We start from the raw sequence: 11,910 nt of genomic DNA on the forward strand, positions 1-11,910 counted from the left end.
ACGTTGGCTTAGCAGAAACCTGACTGCTTTAACAATTGATATGCTTGAACAACAGCCCGAAAACGTTCTTCAGAGCCGCGATCGCCACCATTAGCATCAGGATGGTGCTTTTTGACAAGCTCCTTATAGCGCCTTTTTATCTCTTCCTGCTTTGCACCCGCAGAAAGGCCGAGCGTATCGAAGGCTTTCGCCTCCAGCGTCTTCAACTTGCGGTCCTGCTGCAGGCGCTGGCCGCCGGCCTTTGCCCCGTTTGCATAACCATTCGTGAAGCCAAAAGGATCGCGGATGCGGGCATTGGCCGCGCCCGCCGCGCCGGAACGCAGCGTGGAGTGCAGCGGGCTGTCGCGCGCAGTCTTGTTCACGCCAACCGTCCAGGTGGGACGATGGCCGGTGATCGCTTCCTTCTGGTAACGGGCGATCTCGGTGTCAGACAGCCCGGAGAAATAATTATAGCCCTTATTGTATTCCTTCACATGCTCGAAACAGAACAGGAAGAATTGCCCCTCGGCATTGCGGCCGACAGGTGCACGGTGAGCGCCCGGCTTGTCGCATCCGTCCCACTGGCAGGTCGGGGCCTGAACCTCAGGTTCCCTGTCCCTTTTTCTGCGTGTACGGATGCGGTCGAAATATTTCGAATCCAGTTTCATGATGCCCTGATTATGGGGTGCGAAAAGGCGCACAACAAGAATTGACAAAGCGGAATGTTGCAGGCTTTTAGGTAGCCCCTTTTAAAGACCAGCCAACAGGATTGGAGCCCATCGCATGTCCCTGCGAGAACGCATAGAAACAAAGCTTCGGCAAAGCTTTTCGCCGGAACGCCTGGTGGTGATCGATGAAAGCCAGATGCATGCCGGCCATCAGCCGGACATAACCGGCACCGGCGAGACGCATATGCGTGTTCAGATAGTGTCTGAAAGCTTCGCAGGCAAGTCACGCATTGACCGCCACCGGGCGATCAATGCACTTTTGAAACAGGAACTCGACGCCGGGCTGCATGCCCTCGCCATCGAGGCGGCGGCGCCGGGGGAGCCGACGCGGTTCTAGGTAACGCGCGCCTTAAGCCTCAGCCGGGATGCTTTTCCGACAGGAAAGACTGCACCTCGGACGTCGCGACATCGTCGGCCACGAAGGACTGGCCGATGCCGTGGGTGAGGATGAAGGTGAGCTTGCCGCCCTTGACCTTCTTGTCCTGCGCAATTGCCGCCATCAGCATCTCGACCGGCGGCAGTTCACCTGGAATATCCTTCATTGACACTGGCAGACCAACCGCCTTGAGGTGCGCTTCGACGCGCGCGGCATCATCAGGGCTTGCAAGGTTGAGGCGGGCGGAAAACTGGTGCGCCAGCACCATGCCGATGGCGACACCTTCGCCGTGCACCAGCCGCTTGCTGTCATAATTCGTTGCTGCCTCCAGCGCGTGGCCGAATGTGTGGCCGAGGTTCAGAAGGGCGCGTACGCCGTTTTCCTTCTCGTCGGCCACCACCACATCGGCCTTCGCCTGGCAGCTTGTGGCAATCGCCTGGATGCGGGCGGGACCGCCGGTGCGGATTTCATCCCAGTTCTTTTCCAGCCAGAAGAAGAAGTCCGGCTTGTCGATCAAGCCATATTTCACCACCTCGGCGTAACCGGCGCGGAATTCGCGCTCGCTCAGCGTATCGAGCACCGCCGTATCGGCCAGCACCAGATCGGGCTGATGGAAAACGCCGACAAGGTTCTTGCCTTGGCGGGTATTGATGCCCGTCTTGCCGCCGACGGAGGAATCCACCTGCGACAGAAGCGAGGTCGGTATCTGCACGAAACGCACGCCGCGACGCACGATGCCCGCCGCAAAACCGGCGAGATCGCCGATAACACCGCCGCCAAGCGCAATCACCGCATCGTTGCGCTCCACCCGTGCGGAGAGAACGGCATCGCAAACAGTGACCAGATGTTCGAAGCTCTTGGTCTTCTCGCCCGCAGGCAAGGTCAGCGAAACGGCCTCGATGCCATCCGTCTGCAGGCCGTCCATCAGGCCTTCGAGGTAAAGCGGTGCAACATGCTCGTCAGTGATGATAGCGGCACGCCTGCCCTTCAGCCGCGACGAAATCTCGCCGCCCGCCCTGCCGATCAGGCCCGGTCCGATCAGAATGTCGTAAGCGCGCTCACCGAGCGGCACATGGACAAGACGTTCGTCGGTGTGGATTTCGGAAGGCGTCATGATGCTCAGTCTTTCTGTTCAAGGCCGGCGATGGCGGCCAGCACTTCGGTCACGATGATCTCCTTGCGGACATCGCGGGATTCGATGGTCAGATCCGCTTCCGCATAGATCGGATAACGTTTCTCCATCAGAGCCGCCAGCGTGGCCTTGGGGTTTTCGGTCTTGAGAAGCGGGCGATGATCACGCTTGTTGACCCTTTCCCACAAAACCTCGATATCGGCCTTCAGCCACAGCGACACACTGCCGCGCGTGATGTGCCGGCGGGTATTGTCGTTGATGAAAGCGCCGCCGCCGGTAGAAATGACCTTGGGGCCACCGCGCAGCAGCCGCTTGACGACCCGCGTTTCCAGCGCCCGGAACTCCTCCTCGCCATAGGTGGCGAAAAGTTCGGCTATCGTCATGCGGGAAACACGCTCGATTTCGACATCCGTGTCGATGAAGGAGACCTTGAGCTGCTGGGCGACCATGCGACCGATCGCGGACTTTCCAGCCCCCATCAGTCCGACAAAGACGACGTTGCGCCCGGCGAGCTTGGCCCGCGCTTGCTCCCCGAGTGTGACCGGGACAGATAAATTCTTTTCATTCATAAAATTGAAAGCCCGTTTGGCATGGATATCTGCAAATGTTTACGAAGCGTCAAGCCAAATTGCTGACTGAATTGCGTTGAATCACATTCATCGCCGCATGCGGCAGCGGCGGACTACCGCTTTTTGATCTTGTCGCCGCTTTCGCTGCACCGCATATACCTTCAGACAGCCACCCTCACGGAGCCGCCATGCCAACCCTCTTCCGCTTCACGATGATACTGGCAACCATCGCGGGGCTGATCTATGGCGGCATGGTGCTGCTGGTCATGTTCGTCAAGCCCAATGATCGCGAGGTGACGGTGCGCATTCCTTCCGAGCGGCTGAACCCGCCGTCGGCGGAGCCGGCAAGGCGCACCCCATGAGTAGCAAAGAGATGAGCGGGCGGGACGGCGCGCGGCTCGAAAGTTTTCTGGAAATGATGAGCGCCGAACGGGGTGCCGCCGCCAATACGCTCTCTTCTTACGAACGCGACCTTTCCGATCTGCGTGAATTTCTCGGTGGCCGAGGCCAGTCCTTGATGGAAGCCGCCACGGCAGACCTGTCGGCCTATCTGACCCATCTTTCCACTCAGGGCTTTGCAGCCACGTCGCAGGCAAGACGCCTGTCTTCCATGCGGCAATTCTACCGGTTCCTCTATTCTGAAGGACTTCGCGGCGACGACCCGACCGGTACCATCGATGCACCCAAGAAGGGCCTCACCTTGCCCAAGACGATGAGCGTCGCGGACGTGACAAAACTTCTTGGCATCGCTGCTGAAGAGGCCGCCTTAACCGGCCCCGGCCAGCTTGCCCGCATCCGCATGCATCTCCTGCTCGAACTTCTCTACGCGACCGGCATGCGCGTCAGCGAACTCGTTTCGCTGCCGGTCAAGGTTTTGCGCCAGGAGGGACGCTTCCTGATGATCCGCGGCAAGGGCAACAAGGACCGCATGGTGTTGCTGTCTCGCGCGGCCATCGAGGCGATGGAAAAATACGACGCGGCCAGGAAGTCGCTCGTACCTGAGAAAAGCAGGACGCCCGCGTCCCCCAAAAAGGCTGACAGTCCGGAAAGTCCGTGGCTGTTTCCTTCAAACAGCAAGGAAGGGCATCTGCCGCGACAGGTTTTCGCCCGCGACCTGAAGGACATTGCCATTCGCGCGGGCCTCAATCCCTCGGCGGTGTCACCGCATGTCCTGCGCCACGCCTTTGCCAGCCACCTTCTGCAGAACGGCGCCGACCTGCGCGCCGTGCAGGAACTGCTCGGCCATTCCGACATTTCCACGACACAAATCTATACACATGTGCTGGAAGAACGCCTGCAAGAGCTGGTACAAACACATCACCCCCTTGCCAAACAGGGCAAAAACCTTGATTAGAGCGACCGGAACCGCCGGATAATCCGGCTCAAACCTTGCGCAAAACGATCGGAAACGGATCTCATGCACAATTATCTCGACTTCGAAAAACCTATCTCGGACCTTGAAGGCAAGATCATCGAGCTGAAGAAGCTTGCCGATGAAGACGAGAGCATAGACACCTCGGAGGAGATCAATCGCCTGGAATCACGCGTCAATGACGCGATGCAGGATATCTATTCCAAGCTGAACGCGTGGCAGAAAACGCAGGTCGCGCGCCATCCGCAGCGCCCGCATTTCGTCGATTACGCCAAGGCGCTGTTCACGGATTTCACGCCACTTGCAGGCGACCGCAAATTTTCCGAAGACGCTGCCATCCAGGCGGGCCTTGCCCGCTTTAATGGCCAGCCCGTCGCCATTATCGGCCAGGAAAAGGGCAATGACACCAAAAGCCGCCTGAAGCACAATTTCGGCAGCCCGCGTCCGGAAGGTTACCGCAAGGCGATCCGCGTGCTGGAACTGGCTGACCGCTTCTCGCTGCCGGTCGTGACCCTTATCGATACCGCTGGTGCCTATCCCGGTGTCGGCGCAGAAGAGCGCGGTCAGGCAGAAGCCATCGCCCGCTCGACGGAAATGTGCCTCAACGTCAAGGTGCCGATCGTCTCCGTCGTCATCGGCGAAGGCGGCTCGGGCGGCGCAATCGCGATCGCCACGGGCAACCGCGTCTACATGCTCGAACATGCGATCTATTCGGTGATTTCGCCGGAAGGTGCCGCTTCCATTCTCTGGCGCGATTCGACCCGTGCCAAGGAAGCCGCGACCAACATGAAAATCACCTCGGAAGATCTGAAGTCGCTTGGCGTCATCGACGGCATCATTCCCGAGCCGATGGGCGGCGCGCATCGTGATCCGGCGGCCGTGATTGGTGCCACCGGCGACGTTATCGCCAAGGCGCTCGCCGATCTTTCGCAGCGCTCGGGCACGCAGCTGCGCGCCGAACGCCGCCAGAAATTCCTGGATATCGGCAGAAACCTTTAGAGCGTTTCCAGTAAAAGTGCGCAGCGGTTTACGTGCGGAAATGCGCAAAAAGAGGCAGTTAGATTTTTTGGTGGATCAAAAAGAAGCCAAAACAATCTAGCTCCAGCCTTATTTTCCTTGAATCTCGCCCCAACTCGGCCATAGTCCGGTCACATCAACAGATGTATCGGCGGCCGCAGGGGCGGGTCCGATTTGAGTTAAGAAGATGTAAACGGTTAATACCGTATTTAAAATACACGCGGGACGGTGTAGAACTCCGTCGCCCGTGCCATCGTCTTTCGGATCAGATCATGCGTTTGACACATTTTGCACTTCTTGCCTGCACCGCGCTCATTCTCAGCGGCTGCAACGATACGCTCGAAACCGTCGAACGCGACGTCTCCCACGTTAAAAACAAGGTTGATTACCCGCTTTCTCCGTCCATTCTTGCCGAGATCGACAAGAAGAACATGGATCGCACCTCGCCGATCATGATCCGCATCTTCAAGGAAGAAGGCGCGTTGGAAATCTGGAAGGCCAAGCGCGACAACCGCTTCGACAAGATTGCCGAATACCAGATTTGCGCCTGGTCCGGCAAACTCGGCCCCAAGGTGAAAGAGGGCGACCGGCAGGCGCCGGAAGGTTTCTACAACCTGACGCCCGCGCACCTCAATCCCAACTCTAAATATTACCTTGCCATCAACACCGGCTTTCCGAACCGCTACGATGCCGCCAACGGCCGCAACGGCACCAACCTGATGATCCATGGCGCCTGCTCGTCATCCGGCTGCTATTCGATGACGGACGCGCAGATCCTTGAAATCTACGGTTTCGCCCGCGACGCCTTCAAGGGTGGCCAGAAGACCGTTCAGCTGCAGGCCTTTCCCTTCCGTATGACCGCGGAAAACATGGCCCGCCACCGCCAGAGCGAGCATCTCGATTTCTGGAAGATGCTGAAGGTCGGTTACGACAATTTCGAAGTCACGAAACGCCCGCCGGAAGTGAATGTCTGCGAGAAGAAATATGTCTTCAACCAGCAGACCGAAGGCGGCACGTTCAACGCATCTGCGCAATGCCCGGCCATGAGCACGCCGCCGGCACTGGTGAGCGCGCTTTCGAGCTACGAAAAGACCTATGATCTCGCCTATGAAAAGGCGATGAAGAAATATGACGGCATGGCCTGGTACGACCCGAGCGAGGCGGAGCGCAAAGCGCTGGTTGCCGAAAAGCGCAAGGGCCGCGAACCCGCTTATGCTCCGACCGGCTCGGCGCTGAAGGCCGGCAAGCTGATGAAGGAAACGGAATATGCCGCGCTGATGGAGAAGAAGGCGCAGCAGGTGACCTCGTCTTCGCCGGCGACCACCGCAACCGCGTCTTCTCTGCGGACCCCGCATCCTTCGGCAACCCAGCCCGCAGCTCCGCAATCGAACCCTGCCCCGGCGGCCCCGACAATGGTTGCCGCTGCTACGCCTGCGGCTTCGGGGCCTGGTCAGAACGGAACTGCCGCCCAGGTCCCTGTACCGGCCATGAACCCGCTCGCTTTTTCCGCAGCACCGCCAGCGGAAGCACCGGAAAAGAAGCCGTTCTGGAAGTTCTGGGCCAAGGAATGACCGACACGGCTGACATAGTTTTCGACTTGAGGGGGCTTAAATGCCCCCTTCCGGTTTTAAGAAGCCGTAAAAAACTCGCTGGCCTGCAGGCGGGCGATGTTCTTGTTGTAGAGACGACCGACCCGCTGGCGGTTATCGATATTGCCCATATGTGCAACCAGGATGGGCATAGCCTGGTTGAAACTACGACGTTGACCAAAGGACACCGATTCAGGATCGTGAAGGGAGCGTAATTACCCTCGCTGCCGAGAATACTCCACTCGATCTCCCCCTTGAGGGTGAGATACTCGACAAGGTAAAGGGGTGCCCCGCCCGCGGGTTTCAACCACCGTTTTGCGACCTAAAACCTCAACCCCGAAACCGCCAGCGGATTGTCCGTCATCGCCTGCCTGTCCGGACGGTCGATGCCCGGCGTGCCGGTGAAAGCAGCAAACAGGTCCTGCACGAACGCCTCCGGCAAATCCTTGGTAATCAGCACCATGCGCGTGCGCTGGTCAGACGGGTCCGGCCATGCCGCGAGGCGCTCGGGTGTGTGGAAAATGTTCTGTACCCCGTGCAGCACAAGGGGTCGGTCCGGATTGTCCGACAGCTTGACGACGGCCTTCATCCGCAACAACTTTTCCCCATGCGCCGAACGCAGCAAGTCCACGAACATGTCGATTGCCATCGGGGCTATCGGCTGGTCGTGAATGATCGAGAAGGAACGGATCGACGCGTCGTGCCGGTTCACATCGTGGTGGTGATGGTGGCCATCGTGGTCGCCATGATGGTGGTGGTCATGATCGTGGTCGTGGTCGTGGTGATCGTGTTCCGCCTCTTCCCCCAGCCAGCGGCCGACATCGGCATTTTTGCTGCCGGGATCGTAAAGACCGTTATCCAGCAGTGCGGCAGCACTCCAGTCGGCCCGGTCACCATCCTCGATCGTCGCGCGCGGGTTTAGCGCCTGAAGGCGGGCCGACAGCGTGGAAATTGTGGAAGCATCGGCAAGCGCGCGCTTCGTCATCACCAGCCGATCGGCCACCGCCGCCTGCTTCACCGCTTCCTCGTGATTATCGAGTGTGGACAGGCCGTTCACGGCATCCACAACCGTAATGATGCCGTTCAGAACGAAATTCTGCGCAATCACCGGGTTGCCCATGACAGACTGCATGACGGGAGCGGGATCAGCAAGACCAGTGGTTTCGATCACGACACGCTTCACCGGCTTCAGCTTGCCGGTCTGGATGCCGTCCATCAGTTCCGCCAGAGTATCCACCAGCTCGCCGCGAACGGTGCAGCAAAGGCAGCCTTCCGCCAGTTCGATGATGCCCTCGCCTGCACTTTCAACCAGCATATGGTCGATGCTGACATCGCCGAATTCATTGATGATGATCGCGGCGTCGCTCATATCGGGGTCTTTGAGAAGCCGGTTGAGCAGCGTCGATTTTCCGGCGCCGAGAAATCCGGTGATGATTGAAACCGGTATGCGATCGCGAGACATGTCTTGCCTGTATGTTGATGGCCGCTCCGGCAGATCGTTGGCCGATATTAGATCCGGAACCGCGCAATAATCACAAAAAATCGCCCGGGGCCTGAAGGCCACGAGCGACACTGTAATATCATAACAAACCGAAGCTGCGAATACAGATTCCGCGCAGCGTTCAGGCTTCGCGCGCGCCCTCATCCATAAAGAGTGCGGTTAGGCGAAATCAGAATGTCGGACGCGGGATCGGAATCGGCACGTTGGCCACTTGTCCCTTGGCGCTCGCACCCTTGGCGGTGTTGACCGCCACCGTCTCACTGCCGGGAATGAGACCCGCGAAAGAATATTCCGGCGGACGGGTCATTTCCGTAACGTAGGGCGAATGGATGACCATGCGGCCGGTCTCGTCGCGGCTTTCGCTGCGCACCTTGGCCGCCTTCGGATTGCAGATTTCGGCACTGACGTCGTTTACCTCGGCGGTATCGCCATAGGGTGCCAGCGAGGCGAGTGAAACGCCTTGGCCCGAGGGCGCCGTCAGTCCCATCTGCAGCAGATCAGCGGACTGGTCGGTTCGCCCGGCAAGGCTATCTGCCCCCAGCACCACAGTTATGACCGAACGGCCGTTGCGCACGGCGGAGGACACCTGGTTGAAACCGGATGCGCAGATGAAGCCGGTCTTCATGCCATCTGCGCCATCAAAGCGGCCAACGAGCATATTGAAGTTGGCGTAGTCCTTCTTGCCGGTGGTGACACCTTCCAGCGAGAAATAATGGGCATATTCCGGGAATTCCCGCTTGATGATCAACGCCAGAAGCGCAAGGTCACGCGCCGTCGTATATTGGCCCTTGCCGGGCAGGCCGTTGGCGTTGATGTAACGGGTGGAGCTCATGCCCAGCCGCTGCGCCTGCGCATTCATCTGCGCCACGAAATTATCGCTGGTGCCGCCGATGGTTTCGGCAATCGCCACAGCGATATCATTGGCGGATTTGATGAGCAGCAGCTTCAGCGCGCTGTCCATCGTCAGCTTCTGGCCGGGCTTGAAATACATTTTCGAGGCCGGCTGGTCGGCGGCCTTCTTGCTCATCACCACTTCCGTCTGCGGGCTGAGCTTGCCGGCCTTCATCTGCGAAAAGGCGATATAGGCGGTCATCAGCTTGGTCAGCGAGGCCGGATACCACTTGCGGAACGCTTCCTGGTGGGAAATCACCTTGCCGGTTTTGACATCGACCACCATTTTTGGATTGGCATTCGCCACGGGTGCGGCGGCAACAAGGCCGGCGGTCATGATGGCAATGGCTGCGGAGAGCCGTCGGGCGGCGTTTGGCGATTTAAGATTCTGTGGCAAGGCTTATCCTCGAATTCCCGTCTTCAGTCAGGGAATGGCAATATTCACCATATATGTCCTAGCAATGGCAAAGTACATTGATTACGTCAATTATGCGGCGCACTATCCACCGCGGAGGATAGGCTTTTACGCCATGCCGCACCGATGAACCCAGGAATGAACGAATGCCGATTTTGAACAGAGCCGCCGAACTTCAGCAGGAAGTCAGCGAATGGCGGCGTCACCTGCATGAAAATCCCGAGATTTTGTATGATGTCGACAACACCGCAGCTTTCGTTGCGGACAAGCTGAAATCTTTCGGCGTTGACGAAATCGTGACCGGTCTTGGCCGCACGGGCGTGGTCGGCATCATCAGAGGCAATATTCCAGGCAATCGCACCATCGGCTTTCGGGCGGATATGGATGCTCTTCCCATCCTTGAGGAAACCGGCAAACCCTGGGCTTCCAAAACCGCAGGCGCCATGCATGCCTGCGGCCACGACGGCCACACCGCCATGCTGCTTGGCGCCGCCAAATATCTCGCGGAAACCCGCAATTTCGCCGGGTCCATCGCGGTCATCTTCCAGCCCGCCGAAGAAGGCGGTGCGGGTGCGCTCGCCATGGTCGAGGACGGCCTGATGGAGCGGTTCGGCATCGATGAGGTCTACGGCATGCACAATATGCCGGGTATTCCGCTCGGCTCGTTCGCCATCCGCAAGGGCGGTATCATGGCGGCACCGGACAAGTTCTCGATCACTGTCAAAGGTCGTGGCGGCCATGCGGCCCAGCCGCACCGCACGATCGACCCGATCACGATCGGCGCACAGATCGTCGGCAATCTGCAGATGATCGCCTCGCGCAATGCCGATCCGATCCGATCCGTGGTCGTGTCCGTCACCCGCTTTCACGCCGGCTCCAGCCACAACATCATTCCCAACGACGCGCTGATTGCCGGCACGGTGCGTAGTCTGGACGAGACGGTGCGCGATCTCGCGCAGGATCGCATCAAGCAGATGGCGGAAGGCATAGCGCTTGCCAATGGAGCGGAAGCCGAGGTCGTCTATGAACGTTATTGCCCGGTGACCTTCAACCATGCGGACGAGACCGACCACGCCATCCACGTCGCCCGCGATGTGGCTGGTGAAAACAACGTCGACCCCGATGTCGACCCTTCCATGGCGGGCGAGGATTTTTCCTTCATGTTGAAGGAAAGGCCGGGTGCCTTCATCTTCATCGGCAACGGCGATTCGGCCGGCCTTCACAACCCTGGATACGATTTCAACGACGACGCCATCGCCTACGGCATTTCCTATTGGGTGAAACTTGCCGAGCAACGCCTGACGAACTGACTACCGGGACGCAAAGAAAGCAGAGGAACAGGTCAACCGCGATAAAGAACGCGGTTGATCCGCCGGCTACGGCAGGTTAAAGAGCAATTCAGTGTCCACGTAGCTCAGCAGGATAGAGCACAGGATTCCTAAGACAAATTGGGGGTTGCGCCCGGAAACGACGCAATCGATCTGCTCAAAGTCGGGGAAAGCTTCGCTGGTCTTCCAGCATGCCAATCCCGAGCCAAGCTCTGGAGAAATCCGGTGAAGGTGTAGAGACTGGATGGGCAGCACCTAAAAGCCGAAAGGCTCATGGTGAAGGGACAGTCCAGACCACGAACGTCCTATCCAATGGAGATGGGCGGCGGCTAAAGCCGAAGTGGTATGAATCCTGGGGTCGGAGGTTCGAATCCTCTCGTGGACACCATTTTCCTGTAAATTCAGTTTAAAACAATAATATAAAAAAGAGCGGAATGTCGTGACCCGCTTCACTGCTGGCCATGCGGCTCTAGTCCTAGACAAACATAATAGCTGTCCCGTTTCGCTCAGCGTGCACACCGGCATGTTCGAACGGCGAAGCATCGATTGGTCACGTTCGTTTTACCAATTAGCTCCGGTCTTTTGCGCGTTTGATCGCAAACACATATCGTGCATCCACAAACAGCACCTATCTAAGATGCTCACACCCGATGAAGGAGACAGAATGATCAACGAATATGGCCCATACGTACAGATGGGAACGCTTGCAGAGCAGATGGCCACCCGATACCGGATGGACCCAAATCTCGCACTGGAACCGCACCTGTTGCACTATATGGAAGAAGTCGAGGTAAATATCGCCGCCGACAGCTTCGATCATGTTGGGTTCATGGACAAGATCCGCAGCCGGCTGGAAATGACACTGGCGAAGACCGTCGACCCTCGATGCAGAGAATTCCTGCATGCGGTTGTGGTCGCACTTCAGGAGCGTATCGATCGTCATTCACTCGACGTTGCGTGATCGCCGTTCCTCCTTCCACGTTGCATCAGGTCTCTGCAAATGAACTTCTATG

Annotated in this window: 13 protein-coding genes; 8 read left to right on the forward strand and 5 right to left on the reverse strand. The window is 58.4% G+C overall.

Annotated features, from left to right (window positions below):
- Positions 1–8: 8 nt before the first annotated feature.
- The gene (locus G6L97_RS17555; protein ID WP_065704544.1) at positions 9–647 is read right to left on the reverse strand and encodes a J domain-containing protein; all 639 of its coding nucleotides are present in this window, start codon (positions 645–647) and stop codon (positions 9–11) included.
- A gap of 115 nt (positions 648–762) precedes the next feature.
- Between G6L97_RS17555 and G6L97_RS17560 the strand changes: the two genes are divergently transcribed.
- Positions 763–1,044, forward strand: a complete 282-nt coding sequence (locus tag G6L97_RS17560; protein WP_065704422.1) for a BolA family protein — start codon at positions 763–765, stop codon at positions 1,042–1,044.
- Positions 1,045–1,063: 19 nt separating this feature from the next.
- On the opposite strand, the gene aroB is transcribed toward G6L97_RS17560, so the two are convergent.
- A complete protein-coding gene (aroB, locus tag G6L97_RS17565; RefSeq protein WP_003511355.1) occupies positions 1,064–2,197 on the reverse strand; it encodes a 3-dehydroquinate synthase in 1,134 nt (377 codons plus the stop codon).
- Positions 2,198–2,202: 5 nt separating this feature from the next.
- A complete protein-coding gene (locus G6L97_RS17570) occupies positions 2,203–2,784 on the reverse strand; it encodes a shikimate kinase (protein ID WP_003511357.1) in 582 nt (193 codons plus the stop codon).
- Between the two features lie 188 nt (positions 2,785–2,972).
- Between G6L97_RS17570 and G6L97_RS17575 the strand changes: the two genes are divergently transcribed.
- The 5 genes from G6L97_RS17575 to G6L97_RS17595 all read left to right on the forward strand — a co-directional run bounded on the left by G6L97_RS17575 (position 2,973) and on the right by G6L97_RS17595 (position 6,977).
- Positions 2,973–3,146 carry a hypothetical protein gene (locus G6L97_RS17575; RefSeq protein WP_003511358.1) on the forward strand — a complete coding sequence of 58 codons (174 nt, stop codon included), beginning with the start codon at positions 2,973–2,975 and terminating at the stop codon, positions 3,144–3,146.
- An 11-nt stretch (positions 3,147–3,157) separates the two neighbouring features.
- On the forward strand, positions 3,158–4,138 hold the full coding sequence (gene xerD / locus G6L97_RS17580) for a site-specific tyrosine recombinase XerD (protein ID WP_003511359.1): 981 nt from the start codon (positions 3,158–3,160) through the stop codon (positions 4,136–4,138).
- Positions 4,139–4,201: 63 nt separating this feature from the next.
- A complete protein-coding gene (locus G6L97_RS17585; RefSeq protein ID WP_003511360.1) occupies positions 4,202–5,155 on the forward strand; it encodes an acetyl-CoA carboxylase carboxyltransferase subunit alpha in 954 nt (317 codons plus the stop codon).
- A gap of 290 nt (positions 5,156–5,445) precedes the next feature.
- Entirely contained in the window at positions 5,446–6,744 is a 1,299-nt protein-coding gene (locus G6L97_RS17590; RefSeq protein ID WP_025595405.1) for a L,D-transpeptidase family protein, read from the forward strand.
- The gene (locus G6L97_RS17595) at positions 6,741–6,977 is read left to right on the forward strand and encodes a sulfurtransferase TusA family protein (protein WP_003511363.1); all 237 of its coding nucleotides are present in this window, start codon (positions 6,741–6,743) and stop codon (positions 6,975–6,977) included. Before G6L97_RS17590 ends, G6L97_RS17595 begins: the two co-directional genes overlap by 4 nt.
- Before the next feature lie 107 nt (positions 6,978–7,084).
- Here the strand turns inward: G6L97_RS17595 and G6L97_RS17600 are convergent, their stop codons facing one another.
- Together G6L97_RS17600 and G6L97_RS17605 are read right to left on the reverse strand one after the other, a co-directional pair.
- A complete protein-coding gene (locus tag G6L97_RS17600) occupies positions 7,085–8,224 on the reverse strand; it encodes a CobW family GTP-binding protein (RefSeq protein ID WP_065704424.1) in 1,140 nt (379 codons plus the stop codon).
- Positions 8,225–8,432: 208 nt separating this feature from the next.
- Entirely contained in the window at positions 8,433–9,491 is a 1,059-nt protein-coding gene (locus tag G6L97_RS17605; RefSeq protein WP_046205618.1) for a D-alanyl-D-alanine carboxypeptidase family protein, read from the reverse strand.
- 224 nt (positions 9,492–9,715) lie between these two features.
- Here G6L97_RS17605 and G6L97_RS17610 point away from each other — a divergent pair, with 224 nt between their 5' ends.
- Positions 9,716–10,879, forward strand: a complete 1,164-nt coding sequence (locus G6L97_RS17610; protein ID WP_035199638.1) for a M20 aminoacylase family protein — start codon at positions 9,716–9,718, stop codon at positions 10,877–10,879.
- 682 nt (positions 10,880–11,561) lie between these two features.
- Positions 11,562–11,858 (forward strand): hypothetical protein, encoded by a 297-nt coding sequence (locus G6L97_RS17615; RefSeq protein ID WP_013761805.1) that lies wholly within the window; start codon positions 11,562–11,564, stop codon positions 11,856–11,858.
- The last annotated feature ends 52 nt before the right edge of the window (positions 11,859–11,910 follow it).

The sequence above is a fragment of the Agrobacterium tumefaciens genome (genome assembly GCF_013318015.2).
Taxonomy (GTDB): domain Bacteria; phylum Pseudomonadota; class Alphaproteobacteria; order Rhizobiales; family Rhizobiaceae; genus Agrobacterium; species Agrobacterium tumefaciens.